This window comes from Mesorhizobium sp. M0040, from assembly GCF_040323505.1.
Taxonomy (GTDB): domain Bacteria; phylum Pseudomonadota; class Alphaproteobacteria; order Rhizobiales; family Rhizobiaceae; genus Mesorhizobium.
The window spans coordinates 44,799-62,191 of record NZ_JAMYVA010000015.1 but is presented as its reverse complement, the minus strand read 5'-3'; the positions used below and the strand labels follow the sequence as shown (position 1 = coordinate 62,191).

The following is a 17,393-nucleotide window of genomic DNA, read 5'->3' as shown; positions in this document are numbered from 1 at the left end:
TTCATGTGTAACGCACCGTGAGAGGCGCGGGGCATCAGGAGGAAAATAAAACAATGAAGACCATCGCTAAACTGCTCTGCGGCGTCGCCCTTGCGGCCGCCGTCATCGCGCCGGCATCGGCAAAGGATCTGAACAAGGTCGGCATCTCGGTCGGACTGCTCGGCAACCCGTTCTTCGTCGCCACCATCAAGGGCATCGAGGACGCGGCCAAGAAGATCAACCCGAATGTGCAGGTGACCTCGGTATCGGCCGACTACGATCTCAACAAGCAGGTATCGCAGGTCGATTCCTTCATCGCTGCCGGTGTCGACGTCATCATGCTCAACGCAGTCGATGCCAAGGCGATCGCGCCGGCGGTGAAGAAGGCGCAGGCGGCCGGCATCGTCGTTGCCGCTTTCGACGTTTCGGCGCCGGGCGCCGACGTCACCGTGATGACCAACAACGTCAAGGCCGGCGAAGAGGCGTGCCAGTATCTGGTCGATCATACCGGCGGCAAGGGCGACTATGTCATCCTCAATGGCCCGGCCTCGTCGTCGATCCTGGAGCGGGTCAAGGGCTGCAAGGACGTGCTGGCAAAGCACCCCGACATCAAGATCCTTTCCGACGACCAGAACGCCGAAGGCTCGCGTGACGGCGGCCTGAAAGTGTTCCAGTCGCTGCTGACGCGTTTCGACAAGATCGATGCGGTCTTCGCCATCAACGATCCGACGGCGATCGGCGCCCAGCTTGCGGCCAAGCAGCTCAACCGCTCGGAGTTCATCTTCACCGCGGTCGACGGTGCACCCGATATCGAGAAGGAACTCGCCTCCGGCACGTCGATGATCAAGGCGTCGGCCTCGCAGGATCCCTATGTGATGGCCGGCCAGTCGCTGACGATGGCGGCTGACCTGCTTGCCGGCAAGAAGCAGGCCGAGCCGACGGTGCTGCTCGACCCGAAGCTGATCACGGCCGACAATTTGAAGGATTACAAGGGCTGGACCGCGGCTCGCTAAGCCTCCCAAGCCTGGTGGGGCGGGTATGACCGGCCGCACCTTTTTTGTCCGAGCAGCGGATTGCCAAAACCGCTTTGGCCTTGGGTCCGCTACTCCTGGAATGACCGGAGACAATCATGTCGCGAATCGGAATCCACTCATTCGTCTGGTCGGCGAGCTCGGCGCAGGGCGACCTCGAGTGGACGCTGGCCAACACCAGGGAGGCCGGCTTCGACCTGATCGAATTCTCCTATCTCGACCCCGCCAATGTCGACATTGACGGATTGGCCAAGCGGATCGCCGATCTCGGCCTCGGCGTTGCGATCAGCATCGGACTGCCGGCCGACGGCGATATTTCGAGCGCCGACAAAACGATTGCGGCGCACGGCGTCGAAATCCTGGAACGTACGATCGCGCTGACCCGCGATCTCGGCGGCCAGAAGGTTGCCGGCATCCTCAGCACCAGCCACGGCTTGCAGAGCGAGGCGCCGACGCGTGACCAGTGGAACCGCAGCGCCGGCACGCTGGCCGAGGTGGCGGACATGGCAAAATCAGCCGGCGTCACCCTCAACCTCGAAATCGTCAACCGCTTCGAAAGCAATCTGCTCAACACCGCCGCGCAAGGCATGGCCTTCATCGCGGACAGCGGCTCCGACAATATCTTCCTGCATCTCGACAGCTTCCACATGAACATCGAGGAGGCCGATGTCGGCTTGGCCATTCGCAATGCGGTCGGGAAGATCGGCTATGTCCATATCGGCGAGAGCCATCGCGGTTTCCTCGGCACCGGCAATATCGATTTTGCCGCGATATTCGATGCGCTGACCGCCATCGGCTACAGCGACGACCTCAGCTTCGAATCCTTCTCCTCGGAAATCGTCGACGAGAACCTGTCGCGGAAAACCGCGATCTGGCGCAATCTGTGGACCGACAATATGGAGCTGGCCAAACATGCGCGCCGCTTCATTGCGCTGGGACTGGAGACGGCACGGCGCAAGGCCGAGCTTGTTTCCGCAACGCACCGGCCCTGAGCCCTCGCAGTTCCGAAATCGATCTGGTTAGGCCAGAGGCGCTATATTAGCCGGCAAAACGCGGCCCAAGTTCCTCGATGCGGCGGATCATCGCCTGGAAATCCTCCAAAATGCGCTGGTGCAAGTGAACCGCCAGTTCCGGGTATTCCTCGAGGATGCGGCGGAACATCTTGCGGCTGAGCCGCAGCACTTCCGAATCGATTTCGGCGGAGGCGCTGGTCAGCCGGTTGGTGTCGGCGATCAGCGCCAGTTCGCTGAGTATGGTGCCGGGGCCGGCGGTGCCGATCGGGATGCGCTCGCCATCGTGCTCGCGGTAGAGCACGATGCGGCCGCTGACCACGATGTAGGCCGAATCAGCCTCGTCGTCCTCGCGGTAAAGCTTGTGGTCGGCTTTCAACATGGTGGTTTCGGCGCCGAAGGCGAGCAGACGCAGCTGTTCCTGCGTAAAGCCCTCGAAGAGCCTCACGGTGGACAGGATGCGGATGTCGTCATCCAGCGCCATCTAGCTATGTCCCCGAACCGTCAGTCCGACTCCTCCCCTACGAGGCCGATCCAAAACCACCTCCAGCCTCAGGACCGTACCCGAAAAGCGCCCCGCCCGGATCGCTTATTTGAATAATGAAATGTTTAAGGAACCAGCTTGTAGCCGCCGCTTTCTGTCACGAGAATTTCCGCGTTGGAAGGATCGCGCTCGATCTTCTGGCGCAGCCGGTAGACGTGAGTTTCGAGCGTATGCGTGGTGACGCCGGAATTGTAGCCCCAGACTTCCTCCAGCAGCACGTCGCGGGTCACCACCTTCTGGTCGGCACGGTAGAGATATTTGATGATCGAGGCTTCCTTTTCGGTCAGCCGCACCTTGGCGCCGCGCGGGTCGATCAGAAGCTTCTGGCTGGGCTTGAACGTGTAGGGGCCGACCGAGAAAGTGGCGTCCTCGCTCTGTTCGTGCTGGCGCAACTGCGCGCGGATGCGGGCCAGCAGCACGGCAAAACGGAACGGCTTCGTCACATAGTCGTTGGCGCCGGCCTCGAGGCCAAGGATGGTGTCGGAATCGGTATCATGGCCGGTCAGCATGATGATCGGCGCCTTGTAGCCGCCCTTGCGCAATATCTTTACCGCCTCGCGGCCATCCATGTCGGGCAGGCCGACATCCATGATGAGCAGGTCGATGAGCCCGCCACGCGCCGTGGCGACGCCTTTGGCGGCGGTCGCTTCCTGCAGGACATCGAATTCCTCATAAAGCGACAATTGCTCGACAAGGGTGCCGCGCAGGTCGTCATCGTCGTCGACGATCAGAATGGTGCGTGAAGTCATGGATCAATCCGTTGTTTTGAAAAGAGATTTCAGTTGACCGCTGCCTGTTTATGCGGAAGCTGACCGGGCACAACAGCCGTTCACAGTGATTTGTTCCGTGGCACGATCATACAAGAAAAAACACGATCGCAATGCAGTCGGCGCAATTTTGCCGAAAGGGCTCACCGTGCTCACCGTGCGCGCGCGCCCCGGCCAACCCAGCCAGGGCTTTCTGCAGGCCGGCAAACTGGTGTTTCCATGTGCGCTGGGGCATGGCGGCATCTCGGCCGGCAAGCGCGAGGGCGACGGCGCCACGCCGCTTGCCTCGATGCGGATATTGTCGGGATATTTTCGCGGCGACCGTTTTGCCGGCGGCCGCCGGACGCGGCTGGCGATGATGCCGATCGGCCGCGACCTCGGCTGGTGCGAAGTGCCTGGGGACCGCAACTACAACCGCCCGGTCAAAATCCCCTATGGCGCCAGCCATGAGCGGATGCTGCGCACCGACGATCTCTATGACGCCTGCCTGGTGCTGGACTGGAACATTGTGCCGCGCCGGCGCGGGCGCGGCAGCGCCATCTTCTTCCACCTGGCGCGCCCCGGCTTCACGCCGACGCAAGGCTGCGTCGCGGTAACGGCCCGCACCATGGCACGGCTGCTGCCGCTGCTGTCGGAGCGGACGGTGGTAAGGGTGGTGAGGTAGTGAATAGTGAATAGTGAATAGTGAGTGGTGAGAAGCGATCGGTAGGGACATGTGCAGGCGCACCGCCTAGCTTCCCATTCACCATTCACCATTCACCATTCACTATTCACTACTGCATTCACTACTGCCCTATCCGCTTCCTCGGCCTCTGCCAACCGATGTCGAGAAGGCCGAGCCGGCCGAGTTCTCGGTCCATGGCGCGTGCGATGTCCTTGCGTTCGCCGCCGATGTCGCGAAGCTGGCGATCGGAGAGATCCTCGACATTCTCGCAGGGAAGATTGACGGCGATTTTTGCATGGCGAAACCAGTCAAGCACGGCGCGCAGCCAGGCCGGGCGGAGGATTACCGAGCGCAAGGCGATGTCAGACATGGTGCAATCCGCTTCTCCGGACATCAAATCCGGTTTGATGTTTCTTCGATGCTCAGAGCATGGCTGATTGAAATTCAAACGAGAAACGAGTAGTTTTTTCTGCATCTTCAAGTTTTGTTTGATGATTGGAATGCTCGACCGAACCCTCCTCCTCTGGCACTGATGGCGCGCCTGCTGCCTGGAACCCGTGCGCTGCGGACGCTGGAGGCAGCGGCGCGGCACCTCAATTTCACCCGCGCCGCCGACGAGCTCGGCCTGACGCCGGCAGCGGTCAGCCATCAGATCAAGGAAATCGAGGATCAGCTCGGCATCGTGCTGTTCACACGCACCAGCCGCACGATCCGGCTGACCGAGGCGGGCGCGGTGCTGTTCGAAGCTTCGACCGATGCGCTCGACCTGCTTGGCCGGGCCGTCTCACGGGCGCAGAAGGCGGCGCGCGGATCGGCGCTGCTGAAGGTCACCCTCGATGCGCAATTCGCGACGAAGTGGCTGATGCGGCGCGTCGACGATTTTCGCAAGCAGCATCCGGCAATCGAGCTGCGTTTCGACATCAGTTACGAGGTGCGCGACTTCGATCGCGACGACGTCGATCTCGGCATCCGTTTCGGCACCGGCAAATATCCGGGGCTTCGCTCACACCGGCTGTTCGAAAACGTCATCATCCCCGTCTGCAGCCCGGCCTTGCTGCGGGCTGGGCCGCGGCTGAAAGAGCCGCGCGACCTGTTTCATCACACGCTGGCGCATATCGAGTGGTCGCGCCAGGGCGTCACCTGGCCGAATTGGAGCATGTGGATGGCGGCGGCGGGCGTCGACGATTTCGACGACAGCCGGACCATCGTGTTCGGCAACTCGACCGATGCCGTCCAGGCCGCGCTCGACGGCAACGCGGTCGCGCTCGCCGATTTCGCCATGGTGGCAAACGACCTGTCCGAAGGCAGGCTGATCCGGCCGTTCGAACTCGGCATCAAGGTCGCGCCTGAATTCGCCTATTTCCTGGTCTATCCGGAGACCGCGGCGAATGATCCGCGCATCGTCGCCTTTCGCGATTGGCTTCTCGAGGAAATCGCCAGGACCCCGAGCTGACGGTCAGCCCGCCGCCGCGCCGAACCAGCCGATCACCGCGCCGATGAGAAGCAGCACGCCGAGCCAGTGACCAACATCGATGAGCGTCAGATCCCAGCCGAAACCTTCGTAGCGATGGTTGACCGAAAGCGTGGTGGCGACGAACCCCAGCCAGAGAACGAAGCCGAAGATCACCCCGGCAAGCAGGCTCGGCTCGCCGCCGGTTACGGCGCCGATGATCAGCGACATGACCAGCGCCATGACGAGCTCCGCGATGAAGGAGACGACGAAGGGCAGCATCGATTTGCTCATCGTCGCCGGATCAAGCTTGGCGGCCTTCAGCCACGGCTTGCTCAAGCCCATGTACCAGGCCGCGCCGAACAGCCACGCCACGACGGCAGCAACGATTACCGCCAGCCAATTGATTGCTGAAAAATCCATGGTTCCCTCCGGTCGATTGCGCGATGGAACGCCTGTTCGGCGATGCCGTCAAGCAAGGCGCCAGACGGTGGTGCGCTTGACCTCGGCGTCCTCCAGCGCCCGGGTCACCGCCACTTCATAGACGGCAAGCGGCTCCAGCCCGGTCTTCGGCAGATAGGAACGGCCGGGATCGCCGACGAGAATGTCGCCGCCGCGCGCCTTCAATGCCGCGAACCACGGCATCAGCCTGTCGGCGAAAGTCTTGTCATAGAAGACGTCGCCGGCCAGCACCACGTCCCAGCCCGCATCGGTGCCGATGCAGTCGCCGACGAGGAATTTTATCTCGGTCCCATTTGCCTCGGCATTGAGGCGGATCGCGGTCGCGCAGAATGGGTCTATATCGGCGGCGATCACCTCGGCAGCTCCGGCCTTCACCGCGGCAATGGCGACAAGGCCGGAGCCGGAGGCGAAGTCCAGCACGCGCTTGCCGCGCACCGCCGCCGGATTGTCGAGGATGTAGCGGGCAAGGCCTTGGCCGCCGGCCCAGGCAAAAGCCCAGAAGGGCGGCGGCAGGCCGATTTCGGTCAGCTCGTCCTCGGTCCGCCGCCACAGTTCGTGCGCCTCGTCGGCCAGGTGCAGGCGGATCTCCGGCACATGTGGCGGCGCCATCAGCGCCGTGTTGTCGAGGATGAATTTCCTGGCGCGGTCCGGCGTCAGCGCCGTCATGGCGCCGGCGTCAGGCCGCCCATGCGGCAAACCTCTTGCCATTCGGCCGGCGTCACCGGCTGCACAGACAGCCGCCCGAGCCGCACCAGCGCCATGTCGGCCAGCTTTTGATTGGCCTTGGCTTGCTCCAGCGTCACCGGCTTCGGCATGGCCTTGAAGGCGCGGATGTCGACACACTCCCAGCGGGGATCGTCGGTGGTGCTGTCCTGATGGGCCAGAGCGCAGACTTCGGCGATGCCGACGATGTCCAGCCCGTCATTGGAATGGTAGAAGAAGCCGAGATCGCCGATCTGCATCGCCTTCATGTTGTTGCGCGCCGCATAATTGCGCACGCCGTCCCATTGCGTGCCGGCCTTGCCCTTGGCCTTGAGGTCCTCGAAGGAGAAGACCGAAGGTTCGGATTTGAACAGCCAGTAGTTCATTGTCTTGCTCCTCCTCAGGGTGCCGCCGCGACTAAAAGCGCGTCGCGTTCGACCGGCCTCATGCGACGCGCTTTAGGTTCTTGTTGTATGCATGTCGTTATCACAAAACCGCTGCACACTTTTGCGCGACATGCATCAGATATCCGCCGGCTTGTTGAAGCTCCAGTTCCACTGCCGGATTTCGACGCTTTCGAACAGCCCTGCCTTGGTATAGGGATCCGCCGCCGACAGGGCTTTTGCCGCCGCCAGATCGGGCGCCTCGACAACGACGAGGCTGCCGTCCGGCTTGCCGTCGGCGTCGAGGAAAGGGCCGGCGAAACCCAGTTTCTTGTCGCCGTTCAGCCCTTCCAGAAAGGCAATGTGCTCGGGCCGCGTGTCGAGCCGCACCTGCAGCTTTCCTGGCTTGTCCTTGCAAATCAACGCAAACAGCATCTTTCCATCTCCGCAATCGTTCGCGATTACATGTCGGTTTCGGTCTTGAGTGGCCTTGTCATCAACGCCGACACAGCCTGGTCTATGGTTATGGTGCCGTCCAGTATGGCGGCGACGGCGGCGATGATCGGCGCGTCGATCCGGCGCTCGCCGGCGATGCGGGCGGCGATTGCCGCCGTCGGCACGCCTTCGGCCAAAGGCAGGCCGGCAAGCGGCTTGCCTTGCCCCAGCGCCAGCCCATAGGCGAAATTGCGCGACTGCGCGGACGAGCAGGTGAGCAGCAGGTCGCCGAGGCCGGAAAGCCCCATCAGCGTCTCCGGCCTGGCGCCAAAGGCGGCGCCGATGCGGCGCAATTCGACGAAGCCGCGCGTCACCATCGCCGCCTGGGCGCTGGCACCGAGCCCGGCGCCGGTGACGGCACCCGCGGCAATGGCAAAGACGTTCTTCAGCGCGCCGCCGATCTCGACGCCGATTAGATCGTCGCTCGAATAACAGCGCAGATTTTCCGCCGAAAAGCGGGCGGCAAGGTCGGTGGCCAGAGCCTCGTCGCGGGCGGCGACCACGACGGCCGTCGGCAGGCCCCTGGCGACGTCGGTGGCAAAGCTTGGGCCGGACAAAGCGGCGATCGGATTTGCCGGCAGTATTTCCTCGGTGATGGACGACAGCAGCGCGCCGGTGTCGCGCTCGATGCCCTTGGCGCAGAGGACCAGCGGGACGCCTTTCGGCATATGGCTGGACGCGGCCGTCAGCATAATCCGCAACGATTGCGCCGGCGCTACCGCCAGAACGCAGTCGGCACCGTCGAGCGCCGCCTCGATGTCGCTCGTCGCCACGATGCCGGGATCGAGCGCGATGCCCGGCAGATAGCGTGGGTTTTCGCCACGGTCGACCGCTGCGACGGTCTCCGGGTCGCGCGCATAGAGGCGGACGAAATGACCGGCGCGCAGCGTAGCCAGCGCCAGCGCCGTGCCCCAGGCGCCGCCGCCGAGCACGGCGACGCGCCAGCCGCTTGGCGCCTTGTGCTCGCTGCCGGTCATGCCTTGGCCCCACGCCGGCCCGAGCCGACCATCGGGGCCGAGACGCTGTCCAGCGGCCAGCGCGAGCGCGGCACGAAATCGGCGGCGTTTTCACCTGATATGCCGGCGCGCAAGCGCTCGATGCCGGCCCAGGCGATCATCGCCGCATTGTCGGTGCAGAGATTAAGCGGCGGCGCGACGAAGCTGAACCCGGCCTGCTCGCACAGGCCCTGCAATGTCGCCTTGATGGTCCGATTGGCGGCCACGCCGCCGGCGACAACCAATGCAGGCTCGGCCTTGTCCGGGAATTGCTGACGGAACCGGGTCAGCGCCCGCGCAACACGGTCGCCCAGCGCATCCGCCACCGCCGCCTGGAACGAGGCGCAGATATCGGCGACATCCTGGTCGCTCAGCGGGGCGATCGCGGTGGCTGCCTGGCGGACCGCGGTCTTGAGGCCGGAGAAGGAAAAATCGGGCTGCACCGAGCCCTTCATCGGGCGCGGAAAGGCAAAACGGGCCGCATCGCCATTTGCCGCCGCCTTCTCGACATTCGGTCCGCCCGGATAGGGCAGGCCGAGCATCTTGGCCGTCTTGTCGAAGGCCTCGCCAAGCGCGTCATCGATCGTCGTGCCCCAGCGCTGGTAGTCGCCGACGCCGCGTACGGCGACGATCTGGGTATGGCCGCCGGAGACCAGCAGCAAGAGGTAGGGAAAGTCGAGCCCATCGGTCAATCTGGCCGTCAGCGCGTGGCCTTCGAGATGGTTGATGGCGATCAGCGGTTTTTTGGCTGCCGCGGCGATTGCTTTTGCCGTCATCAGGCCGACGATCAGCCCGCCGACAAGACCGGGACCGGCGGTGGCGGCAATCGCATCGATGTCGGCGAGGTCGACGCCGGAATCGGCCAGCGCTGCCTCGATGATGCCGTCGAGCGCCTCGACATGGGCGCGCGCGGCGATCTCCGGCACGACGCCGCCGAAAGCAGCATGCTCCTCGATCTGGCTGAGCACGATGTTCGACAGGATTTGCGGCGTGCTGCGACCGTCCAGCGCCACCACGCTGGCGGCGGTCTCGTCGCAACTCGTCTCGATGCCCAGAACGCGGATCAATTCGTCGCTGTCCAAAAATCGTACAGATTGTACTGTCGGCCTTTCCCCGATAGGAGAAAACCCGAAAACCTGCCGGGGGTTATCACGGACGGCGCGTCATGCAAACAACCTTGAAAATCGGAACACGCGGCAGCCCGCTGGCGCTGGCGCAGGCGCATGAAACGCAGGCGCGGCTGATGGCGGCGCACGGCATGCCGGCCGAGGCGTTCGAGGTGGTCGTCATCTCGACCAGCGGCGACCGCATCCAGGACCGGCCGCTGTCGGAAGCCGGCGGCAAGGGCCTGTTCACCAAGGAGATCGAGGAGGCGCTGCTGGCGCGCCGCATCGACATCGCCGTGCATTCGTCGAAGGACATGCCGACGCTGTTGCCCGAAGGGCTGGAACTGTCCGCGTTCCTGCCGCGCGAGGACGCGCGCGATGCCTTCATCGGCAAGGCGGCGCGAACGATTGCCGGCCTGCCGCAGGGCGCCAGGGTCGGTTCGTCGTCGCTGCGGCGCCAGGCGCTGATCCGGCGGATGCGGCCGGACGTCGAAGTGGTGATGTTTCGCGGCAATGTGCAGACGCGGCTGCGCAAGCTCGACGACGGCATCGCCGACGGCACCATCCTCGCCTATGCCGGGCTGAAGCGGCTCGGGCTCGAAGACGTCGTCACCGACCTGATGCCGCTCGAGGTCTTTCCGCCGGCGCCGGGGCAAGGCGCGATCTGCATCGAAAGCCGCATCGGAGACCGCGACGTGGAACAGATGCTGGCAGCGATCCACGACGGGCCGACCGGCGAGGTGCTGGCCTGCGAGCGCGCCTTCCTGGCGGCGCTCGACGGGTCCTGCCGCACGCCGATCGCCGGACATGCGACGATATCGGGCGGAACGGTTTCCTTTGCCGGGCTGATCATCTCGCCCGATGGCACGCAGTCGCATGAAGTCAGGCTGCAAGGGCCGGCGCAGGAGGCGGCGCGCATTGGCGCGGAAGCCGCCGCGACCGTTCGGGCCAAGGCCGGCGAAACATTCTTCGATGGCTGGACCTGACATGCTCCGCGTCCTTGTGACGAGGCCCGAACCGGGCGCGTCGCGCACGGGGCGCCGGCTTGCGGATGCCGGCTTTCAGCCGATCCTGCTGCCATTGACCGGAACCGTGGCGCTGCCGGTCGATGCCGGCGCGCTCGCTGACGCCGCGGCGGTCGCGGTCACCAGCGCCAATGCCGTTCGCCATGCGCCGAAAGAGGTCATCGCGGCGCTGGCCGGCTTGCCGTGCCACGCCGTCGGCAGGAAGACGGCGGAAGCCGCCCGCGCTGCCGGGTTTCTGTCGGTCAGCGAAGGCCCGGGCAATGCCGAGGCGCTGGCCGATGCGCTTGCTGGCGGTTACGCGGGGCAGACGATCGTCTATCTCTGCGGGCGGGTGCGATTTCCCGGCTTCGAGGAAGGGCTGTTGGCGTCGGGCGTTCAGGTCCGCGCCGTCGAGACCTACGACACCGTTGTGCTGGATTATTCCGACGAGACCGTGCTTGCGCGCCTGTCCGCCCGGCCGGTCGAGGCGGTGCTGCTCTATTCGGCCAAGGCGGCCACCGCTATGCAGGCCCTGGCTAGCCGGCCGGTGCTGCGCGGTGTTTTTGAAAAAACGCGCTTTTTCGGATTATCGGGGCGCATCGCCGCGGCCTTGGGCGATGTCGCCGAGATCCGGATTGCGCCTGAGCCCAGCGAGGACGCGCTGTTGGGACTTTTGCAGGCGTCGCGCTGACCGGCATCCGCCGCTGCTCTGTGCCAGCTTGTTCCAAACGTTGGCGCCGCCCCTCACCTGCCTGCCGGCATCCTCTCCCGTATAGTGACGGGGAGAGGGTGCCTTCGCCGAGGATTTCGCCAACCTCCAGCGTTGCAGGAGAAGCGTCGAGACTCGTGACAGCCCTTCTCCCCGTCACTATACGGGGAGAAGTGCCCGGCAGGGCGATGAGGGGCAGTGCCAACGTGGATGACTGCGCTCGGGCACATTTTGTTCTTGCTTTGTGCCGGCAGCTATGCTACTAGTTTGGTTATGGTGCTAATTGGCTCCAACGACCCGCCCGCCGAGGCGGGTTTTTTGTGTGCCGAGCATGGGCCTTGGCTTGAAACGTGGATTCGGCCCTGCGGCGTTTTGCCAAAACTGAACTCCAAGCCGTGGCGTCATCACGCCGCCCCTTTTCACCGCTTGGTGATGTGCTAGACCCTTCAAACCATCCCGAAGCGAATTTTGCGGAGCCCGAGCATGGTCAAGACGCCGAAGATGCGGCATTCCAAGAGCCGCCGTGAGCCGGTGACCATCGAGCTTGAGCCTGGCGCCGTCTCGCGAGTCGCCGACGAACAGGATGCCGTGACCTCGCAGACCGACGAGGCGCGGGCCGAGGAAGCGGCGAACGCCTCGCAGCCGGAGCCACCTGAAGAGCCGGTGCATGCGGACCAGACCGATCTCGAGCCATGGGAACATGCCGACGCAGCCGCGCCGGCCGGCACGCAAGAGCCGGCGGACGCCGGCGTCGATTCTGCCAGGGAAGCGGAAACCCCTTATCCCGCCGGTTCGGATGCGCCGGCCGGGCGCTCCACGGTTTCCGACTACAGTTTCGAAGATGCATCCAGCGGAACCGGGGCCAACGAACCGGGGATCCCAGGTTCCGGCGAGAAGACAGCTGAGACGAGGGACGACCATATGGCAGCGCAGCCGAAGCGAAGCGGCATCAACGGCATCGCCGCCGGTATTATCGGCGGCGTCATCGCCCTCGCCGCGGCCGGCGGGCTGCAATTTGCCGGCCTGCTCGGTGCGCCGGGGTCGGGCGGCGTGTCGCTCGACGCGGTCAATGGTGAGATCGTTTCGCTGAAACGCGAGGTCGCGGACCTCAGACAGTCGGGCGCCAACAATGACGCATCGGCCAAGGTGGACGGGCTGTCGTCGGCGCTGGACCAGGTCAGGGCGGACGTCACGGCTCTGAAATCGACGGTCGAGCAAGGCGGCGCCGGCGACAATGCCGGACTTGCAGCACTTGGCGACAAGGTCCGGCAGATCGAGACGGGGGTCGCGGCCCTCGGCAAGGCCGGCGGCACCGCGCCGGTCGATCTCGGCCCGCTCAACGAGAGGCTGGCCGCGCTCGATGCGCTGGTGAAATCGGCCGGCGACACGGCAAAGGCGCAGGAAGGCCGGCTTGCGACGCTGGAACAGTCGGTTTCACAGCTCTCGGGCAAGGTCGATGCACAGGCTTCGCAGCCGAAGATCGCACTGGCCATTGCCGCTTCGGCGCTCAAGGCAGCGCTCGACCGTGGTGCACCGTTCGCCGCCGAGCTCGAAACCTTTGCCGCGATCTCACCCGATGCACCCGAGATCGCGACGTTGCGCACCTATGCCGAAAAGGGCGTCCCGATGCGCTCCGAGATCGCCGCCGAAGCGGACGGCGCCGCCAACGCAATGGTCGCTGCCGCGACGCCCATCGACCAGAATGCCGGCATCCTGCAGAAGCTGCTGTCCAGCGCCGAATCGCTGGTCAAGGTCAGGCCGATCGGCGCCGTCGAAGGCACCGGCGTTCCGGAAACCGTCGCGCGCATGGAGGTCGCGGTCAACCAGGGCGACTACGCCAAGGCGCTCAGCGAATACGAAACCCTGCCTGAGGCGGCCAAGGCCGCCGGCGCCGACTTTGCCGGCAAGCTGAAAGCGCGGATGGAGGTCGAGACGCAGATCGATTCGCTCATCGCCGGCGCAATGAAGGCGTGAGGAACCCAATGATCCGCATCCTCGCCTTCCTTGCCGTCGTCTTTGCGCTCGGGCTCGGCTTCGCCTGGCTGGCCGACCGGCCGGGCGAAATGCTCGTCACCTTCAACGGCTATCAATACCAGGTCAGCCTGATGGTCGCGGCGGTGGCGGTCGTTGCCGTGGTTGCCGCGGTGATGATCGTCTGGTGGCTGGTCAAGGCGCTGTGGACCAGCCCCTATACGATCTCGCGCTATTTCCGCGTGCGTCGCCGCGACCGCGGCTACCAGGCGCTGTCGACCGGGATGATCGCCGCCGGCGCCGGTGACGGCGCGCTCGCCCGCAAGAAGACCAAGGAAGCGGCAAAGCTGATCCGCTCCGATCAGGAGCCACTGATCCAGCTGCTCGACGCGCAGGCCTCGCTGCTCGAAGGCGACCATGAAGGCGCCCGCGAAAAGTTCGAGACCATGCTCGATGATCCCGAAATGCGGCTGCTCGGCCTGCGCGGGCTTTATCTCGAGGCCGAGCGGCTCGGCGACCGCAACGCAGCCCGCCACTATGCCGGCCGTGCCGCGGCGGTAGCGCCGCAACTGGCCTGGGCGGCCGAATCGACGCTGGAAGACCTGACCGAACGCGGCGACTGGGATGGCGCGCTGAAACTGGTCGACGCCCAGAAGTCGACCCGGCAGATCGAGCGTGACGCCGCCAACCGGCGCCGCGTCGTGCTGCTGACCGCCAAGGCGCAGGCGCTGATCGACAGCGATGCCAATGCCGCCCGGACGGCGGCTCTGGAAGCCAACCGGCTGCGGCCGGATTTCGCGCCGGCGGCGGTCGTCGCGGCGAAATTGCTGTTTCGGCAGAACGACGTGCGCAAAGGCTCGAAAATCCTCGAGGCGGCGTGGAAGGCCGAGCCCCATCCGGAGATCGCCGAACTCTACACCCATGCCAGGCCGGGCGATGCCGTGCTCGACCGGCTGAACCGGGCAAAGAAGCTGCAGGAACTGAAGAAGAACCATGCCGAGTCCTCGCTGGCCGTGGCGCGCGCCGCGCTCGATGCCCAGGAGTTTTCAACCGCCCGCCGGGAGGCTGAAGCCGCCATCCGCATCGATCGCCGCGAAGGCGCCTATCTGCTGCTGGCCGATATCGAGGAGGCCGAAACCGCCGACCAGGGCAAGGTGCGGCAGTTGCTGTCGAAAGCGGTGAGAGCGCCGCGCGACCCGGCCTGGGTCGCCGACGGCGTCGTCTCCGAGCGCTGGGCTCCGATATCGCCGATCACCGGCAGGCTCGACGCATTCGAATGGCGGGCACCGATGGAGCGGCTCGGACAGTTGATCGACGGTCATGAGGATACGCCGGAGGCGCCGGTGCCGGCCATCGCGGCTCCAGCCAGGCCGGTACAGGAAAGAGCCGGGACGATCGAGCACACGGCGGAGACACCGGGCACAGCGACCGAGGAGAAGACGGACGACCGTGCCGGCGAGGATCATGTGACACCAATCACCGCGGCGGCGTTTGCCCAAGTGCCGGAAGATGCCGAGGCCGTCGAGCCGGCGCAGGAGCTGACGCGGCTGCCCGACGACCCCGGCGTCGATCCAGACGACGCGGCGGATAAATCGACGCGCCGGTTTCGTTTGTTCTGATCAGGGTCGAGTGGACCCGGGCTTATTGGGAATGATTTGATGTTCGAACGCGTTTTGTCGTTTCTAAGGGATCTGCCGTCCGGTGGTGGCGCCAGCCCCAGCGCCGACGATCCGCGCATTGCCGCGTCCGCCCTGCTTTTCCACGTGATGAACGCCGACGGGGTGCGCCAGGATACCGAATGGGAACGGTTCAAGAAGGTGCTGGCGGAAAGCTACTCGATCAGCGGCGACGAACTCGACGCGTTGGCGGCTGCCGGCGAGCGGGCCGACAATGAGGCGATCGACCTCTACGCTTTCACCAGCGTGCTCAAGCGCCATCTCGACGCCGAGGCGCGAAAGGCCTTCATCGGCCTGATGTGGGAGATCGTCTATGCCGACGGCGAGCTGCACGAACTCGAGGACAATACCGTGTGGCGGGTCGCCGAGCTGATCGGCGTCGAACGTCGCGACCGTGTCGAGGCGCGCCTCAAGGCGGCCGCCGCGGCTCCTGGTGCTGCCGGAACCTCAAGCGACGAATAGACAGGATCCCGCCGTCCAATGCCGCCCAAGCCAAGTCCGAGACCAAAGATCCTGATCGTGCTGCATCAGGAGCATTCGAGCCCCGGACGGATCGGCCATATGCTTATCGAGGAGGGCTTCGATCTCGACATCCGCCGACCGCCGCTCGGCGAGGCCTTGCCGCAGACGCTGGATGGCCATGCCGGCGCCGTGGTGTTCGGCGGGCCGATGAGCGCCAATGACGGCGACGAGTTCGTCCGCCGCGAGACCGACTGGCTCAAAATTCCGCTCAACGAGAACCGGCCGCTGCTTGGCATCTGCCTCGGCGCGCAAATGCTGGTCAAGCATCTCGGCGGCAGGGTCGAGGGCCATGGCGAGGGCCTCGTCGAAATCGGCTGGTATCCGCTGAAGGCGACCGAAGCGGGCAGCAGGCTGATGCATTGGCCGGAGATGGTCTATCAGTTCCATCGCGAAGGCTTTTCGCTGCCGAAGGACGCGACGCTTTTGGCGACGGCCGAAACCTATCCCAACCAGGCCTTCCGCTATGGCGACAATGCCTGGGGCATTCAGTTCCATGGCGAATTGACCCGGGCGATGATGCAGCGCTGGGTGGTGCGCGGCGCGCACCGCTTCGAACTGCCCGGCGCGCAGCCCGGTCGCGACCATCTCGGCGGCCGGCTGATCTGGGACATGCACCTCAAGCGCTGGCTCGGCGAGTTCCTGCCGATGATTTTCGGCAAGCCGGCGCTGCGGTAATCAGTTTCGCCCCCTGAGATGACGCACCTTGCGCAGCTGCGGGAACAGCACCGCCCACAGGCCGGCAACAGCGATCGCCCCGACACCCCCGACCACCACGGCCGGAACCGTGCCGATCAACGCCGCCATGGTACCGGCGCGGAATTCGCCGAGCTCATTGGAAGCGCCGACAAACACCTGGTTGACAGCGTTGACGCGGCCGCGAACGTCGTCCGGCGTCCACAGCTGGATCAGCGTCTCGCGGATATATACGCTGAACATGTCGGTGGCGCCGAGCAGCGCAAGGGCCGCAATCGACAGCCAGGTGATGGTCGAGAGGCCGAACAGAACCGTGAACGCGCCGAACAGCGCGACGAAGCCGAGCATGACAAGGCCGGCATGGTTGCGGATCGGGTGTCCGGCCAGCCAGATGGCGACGCAGATGGCGCCGACGCCGGGCGCCGAGCGCAACAGGCCGAGCCCCCATGGGCCGAGTTCGAGGACATCGCGCGCGTAGACCGGCAGCAGCGCCGAGGCGCCGGACAGGAGCACCGCAAACAGATCGAGCGAAATCGCGCCGAGCACGATCTTTTCGCTCCAGATATAGCCGAAGCCGGCGAACAGGGTCTGTACCGTCGGCCTGTCGGTCCGGCTGCGCTGGGCAGGCTTCGGGATGGTGAAGATCAGCACGGCGGCAACCAGCATCAGCACGGCGGCGGTGGTGTAGGCGGCTTCGGCTGAAAGCCCGTAGAGCAGGCCGCCGGCGACCGGCCCGACGATGGTTGCCGTCTGCCAGGCGGACGAGTTCCAGGCGATGGCGTTGGCGAAATCCTCGGGCGGCACCAGATTGGCGAACAGCGATGAGGAGGCCGGCCCGAAGAAGGCGCGCGCGATGCCGAACATGGCGAGCACGATGAAGACCGGCATCGGCCCGGAGAGGCCGCGTAGCGTCAGCAGCAGGAGGGCCAAGGCGCAGCCCGCCTCGACCAGCACCGCCAGCGCCATGATCAGCCGGCGCCCGAAACGATCGGCAACGTCGCCGGTGACCAGCACCAGCAGCAGCGAAGGCAGGAACTGGACGATGCCGACAAGGCCGAGGTCGAACGGGTCGCGTGTGAGATCGTAGACCTGCCAGCCGACGGCGACCGACACGATCTGGGTGGAGAATGTCGAGAGGAAGCGCGCCGCCCAGTAGCTCAGGAACGGCCGGTGGCGAAAGGCGGCATAGCGCTGGTCGGATGGTACTTGGGATTCTGTGGTCATGGAATA

At 65.1% G+C, this 17,393-nt stretch carries 20 protein-coding genes; 10 read left to right on the top strand and 10 right to left on the bottom strand.

The window, feature by feature from the left end; genetic code table 11:
* Nucleotides 1-53 precede the first annotated feature (53 nt).
* Both NKJ91_RS15630 and NKJ91_RS15625 read left to right on the top strand, forming a co-directional pair.
* Entirely contained in the window at nucleotides 54-992 is a 939-nt protein-coding gene (locus NKJ91_RS15630) for an ABC transporter substrate-binding protein (protein ID WP_352456306.1), read from the top strand.
* A 116-nt stretch (nucleotides 993-1,108) separates the two neighbouring features.
* The gene (locus tag NKJ91_RS15625) at nucleotides 1,109-2,002 is read left to right on the top strand and encodes a sugar phosphate isomerase/epimerase family protein (RefSeq protein WP_352456305.1); all 894 of its coding nucleotides are present in this window, start codon (nucleotides 1,109-1,111) and stop codon (nucleotides 2,000-2,002) included.
* Between the two features lie 46 nt (nucleotides 2,003-2,048).
* On the opposite strand, the gene NKJ91_RS15620 is transcribed toward NKJ91_RS15625, so the two are convergent.
* Together NKJ91_RS15620 and NKJ91_RS15615 are read right to left on the bottom strand one after the other, a co-directional pair.
* Nucleotides 2,049-2,504, bottom strand: coding sequence for a Crp/Fnr family transcriptional regulator (locus tag NKJ91_RS15620; protein ID WP_023680480.1), 456 nt, complete (start codon nucleotides 2,502-2,504; stop codon nucleotides 2,049-2,051).
* Nucleotides 2,505-2,629: 125 nt separating this feature from the next.
* Nucleotides 2,630-3,313: a response regulator transcription factor gene (locus NKJ91_RS15615; RefSeq protein ID WP_023680479.1), complete on the bottom strand. Its 684-nt coding sequence runs from the start codon at nucleotides 3,311-3,313 to the stop codon at nucleotides 2,630-2,632.
* A 145-nt stretch (nucleotides 3,314-3,458) separates the two neighbouring features.
* On the opposite strand from NKJ91_RS15615, the gene NKJ91_RS15610 reads away from it, so the two are divergent.
* Entirely contained in the window at nucleotides 3,459-3,995 is a 537-nt protein-coding gene (locus NKJ91_RS15610; RefSeq protein ID WP_352456366.1) for a L,D-transpeptidase family protein, read from the top strand.
* 121 nt (nucleotides 3,996-4,116) lie between these two features.
* Here the strand turns inward: NKJ91_RS15610 and NKJ91_RS15605 are convergent, their stop codons facing one another.
* Entirely contained in the window at nucleotides 4,117-4,365 is a 249-nt protein-coding gene (locus NKJ91_RS15605) for a hypothetical protein (protein ID WP_352456365.1), read from the bottom strand.
* Between the two features lie 162 nt (nucleotides 4,366-4,527).
* Between NKJ91_RS15605 and gcvA the strand changes: the two genes are divergently transcribed.
* Nucleotides 4,528-5,448 carry a transcriptional regulator GcvA gene (gene gcvA, locus NKJ91_RS15600; RefSeq protein ID WP_352456304.1) on the top strand — a complete coding sequence of 307 codons (921 nt, stop codon included), beginning with the start codon at nucleotides 4,528-4,530 and terminating at the stop codon, nucleotides 5,446-5,448.
* A gap of 3 nt (nucleotides 5,449-5,451) precedes the next feature.
* On the opposite strand, the gene NKJ91_RS15595 is transcribed toward gcvA, so the two are convergent.
* The 6 genes from NKJ91_RS15595 to tsaD all read right to left on the bottom strand — a co-directional run bounded on the left by NKJ91_RS15595 (nucleotide 5,452) and on the right by tsaD (nucleotide 9,546).
* Nucleotides 5,452-5,868, bottom strand: a complete 417-nt coding sequence (locus tag NKJ91_RS15595; RefSeq protein ID WP_023680475.1) for a DUF1761 domain-containing protein — start codon at nucleotides 5,866-5,868, stop codon at nucleotides 5,452-5,454.
* Nucleotides 5,869-5,916: 48 nt separating this feature from the next.
* The gene (locus NKJ91_RS15590; protein WP_352456303.1) at nucleotides 5,917-6,573 is read right to left on the bottom strand and encodes a class I SAM-dependent methyltransferase; all 657 of its coding nucleotides are present in this window, start codon (nucleotides 6,571-6,573) and stop codon (nucleotides 5,917-5,919) included.
* Nucleotides 6,570-6,995: an EVE domain-containing protein gene (locus NKJ91_RS15585; RefSeq protein WP_352456302.1), complete on the bottom strand. Its 426-nt coding sequence runs from the start codon at nucleotides 6,993-6,995 to the stop codon at nucleotides 6,570-6,572. The genes NKJ91_RS15590 and NKJ91_RS15585 overlap by 4 nt, the downstream gene beginning before the upstream one ends.
* A gap of 135 nt (nucleotides 6,996-7,130) precedes the next feature.
* Nucleotides 7,131-7,427: a YciI-like protein gene (locus tag NKJ91_RS15580; protein WP_352456301.1), complete on the bottom strand. Its 297-nt coding sequence runs from the start codon at nucleotides 7,425-7,427 to the stop codon at nucleotides 7,131-7,133.
* Nucleotides 7,428-7,453: 26 nt separating this feature from the next.
* Nucleotides 7,454-8,464, bottom strand: a complete 1,011-nt coding sequence (locus NKJ91_RS15575; RefSeq protein ID WP_352456300.1) for an NAD(P)H-dependent glycerol-3-phosphate dehydrogenase — start codon at nucleotides 8,462-8,464, stop codon at nucleotides 7,454-7,456.
* Nucleotides 8,461-9,546 (bottom strand): tRNA (adenosine(37)-N6)-threonylcarbamoyltransferase complex transferase subunit TsaD, encoded by a 1,086-nt coding sequence (gene tsaD / locus NKJ91_RS15570; RefSeq protein WP_352456364.1) that lies wholly within the window; start codon nucleotides 9,544-9,546, stop codon nucleotides 8,461-8,463. The genes NKJ91_RS15575 and tsaD overlap by 4 nt, the downstream gene beginning before the upstream one ends.
* A 101-nt stretch (nucleotides 9,547-9,647) precedes the next feature.
* Between tsaD and hemC the strand changes: the two genes are divergently transcribed.
* The 6 genes from hemC (at nucleotide 9,648) to NKJ91_RS15540 (ending at nucleotide 16,145) form a co-directional block, all read left to right on the top strand.
* Complete coding sequence (gene hemC, locus NKJ91_RS15565) at nucleotides 9,648-10,574, top strand: hydroxymethylbilane synthase (RefSeq protein ID WP_352456299.1); 927 nt, start codon at nucleotides 9,648-9,650, stop codon at nucleotides 10,572-10,574.
* A 1-nt stretch (nucleotide 10,575) separates the two neighbouring features.
* Entirely contained in the window at nucleotides 10,576-11,283 is a 708-nt protein-coding gene (locus NKJ91_RS15560) for a uroporphyrinogen-III synthase (RefSeq protein ID WP_352456298.1), read from the top strand.
* Between the two features lie 501 nt (nucleotides 11,284-11,784).
* On the top strand, nucleotides 11,785-13,275 hold the full coding sequence (locus NKJ91_RS15555; protein WP_352456297.1) for a COG4223 family protein: 1,491 nt from the start codon (nucleotides 11,785-11,787) through the stop codon (nucleotides 13,273-13,275).
* An 8-nt stretch (nucleotides 13,276-13,283) separates the two neighbouring features.
* Entirely contained in the window at nucleotides 13,284-14,891 is a 1,608-nt protein-coding gene (locus NKJ91_RS15550; RefSeq protein ID WP_352456296.1) for a heme biosynthesis protein HemY, read from the top strand.
* Nucleotides 14,892-14,930: 39 nt separating this feature from the next.
* A complete protein-coding gene (locus NKJ91_RS15545; protein ID WP_023678200.1) occupies nucleotides 14,931-15,410 on the top strand; it encodes a tellurite resistance TerB family protein in 480 nt (159 codons plus the stop codon).
* A gap of 18 nt (nucleotides 15,411-15,428) precedes the next feature.
* Nucleotides 15,429-16,145, top strand: coding sequence for a glutamine amidotransferase (locus NKJ91_RS15540; protein ID WP_352456295.1), 717 nt, complete (start codon nucleotides 15,429-15,431; stop codon nucleotides 16,143-16,145).
* On the opposite strand, the gene NKJ91_RS15535 is transcribed toward NKJ91_RS15540, so the two are convergent.
* A complete protein-coding gene (locus tag NKJ91_RS15535; RefSeq protein ID WP_352456294.1) occupies nucleotides 16,146-17,387 on the bottom strand; it encodes an MFS transporter in 1,242 nt (413 codons plus the stop codon). It lies immediately after the preceding gene.
* Nucleotides 17,388-17,393 lie beyond the last annotated feature (6 nt).

Bases quoted from the DNA above. Each gene is read 5' to 3' on its own strand.
- NKJ91_RS15630 (WP_352456306.1), top strand. From the start codon at position 54: ATGAAGACCATCGCTAAACTGCTCTGCGGCGTCGCCCTTGCGGCCGCC.
- NKJ91_RS15625 (WP_352456305.1), top strand. From the start codon at position 1,109: ATGTCGCGAATCGGAATCCACTCATTCGTCTGGTCGGCGAGCTCGGCG.
- NKJ91_RS15620 (WP_023680480.1), bottom strand. From the start codon at position 2,504: ATGGCGCTGGATGACGACATCCGCATCCTGTCCACCGTGAGGCTCTTC.
- NKJ91_RS15615 (WP_023680479.1), bottom strand. From the start codon at position 3,313: ATGACTTCACGCACCATTCTGATCGTCGACGACGATGACGACCTGCGC.
- NKJ91_RS15605 (WP_352456365.1), bottom strand. From the start codon at position 4,365: ATGTCTGACATCGCCTTGCGCTCGGTAATCCTCCGCCCGGCCTGGCTG.
- gcvA (WP_352456304.1), top strand. From the start codon at position 4,528: ATGGCGCGCCTGCTGCCTGGAACCCGTGCGCTGCGGACGCTGGAGGCA.
- NKJ91_RS15595 (WP_023680475.1), bottom strand. From the start codon at position 5,868: ATGGATTTTTCAGCAATCAATTGGCTGGCGGTAATCGTTGCTGCCGTC.
- NKJ91_RS15590 (WP_352456303.1), bottom strand. From the start codon at position 6,573: ATGACGGCGCTGACGCCGGACCGCGCCAGGAAATTCATCCTCGACAAC.
- NKJ91_RS15585 (WP_352456302.1), bottom strand. From the start codon at position 6,995: ATGAACTACTGGCTGTTCAAATCCGAACCTTCGGTCTTCTCCTTCGAG.
- NKJ91_RS15580 (WP_352456301.1), bottom strand. From the start codon at position 7,427: ATGCTGTTTGCGTTGATTTGCAAGGACAAGCCAGGAAAGCTGCAGGTG.
- NKJ91_RS15575 (WP_352456300.1), bottom strand. From the start codon at position 8,464: ATGACCGGCAGCGAGCACAAGGCGCCAAGCGGCTGGCGCGTCGCCGTG.
- hemC (WP_352456299.1), top strand. From the start codon at position 9,648: ATGCAAACAACCTTGAAAATCGGAACACGCGGCAGCCCGCTGGCGCTG.
- NKJ91_RS15560 (WP_352456298.1), top strand. From the start codon at position 10,576: ATGCTCCGCGTCCTTGTGACGAGGCCCGAACCGGGCGCGTCGCGCACG.
- NKJ91_RS15555 (WP_352456297.1), top strand. From the start codon at position 11,785: ATGGTCAAGACGCCGAAGATGCGGCATTCCAAGAGCCGCCGTGAGCCG.
- NKJ91_RS15550 (WP_352456296.1), top strand. From the start codon at position 13,284: ATGATCCGCATCCTCGCCTTCCTTGCCGTCGTCTTTGCGCTCGGGCTC.
- NKJ91_RS15545 (WP_023678200.1), top strand. From the start codon at position 14,931: ATGTTCGAACGCGTTTTGTCGTTTCTAAGGGATCTGCCGTCCGGTGGT.
- NKJ91_RS15540 (WP_352456295.1), top strand. From the start codon at position 15,429: ATGCCGCCCAAGCCAAGTCCGAGACCAAAGATCCTGATCGTGCTGCAT.
- NKJ91_RS15535 (WP_352456294.1), bottom strand. From the start codon at position 17,387: ATGACCACAGAATCCCAAGTACCATCCGACCAGCGCTATGCCGCCTTT.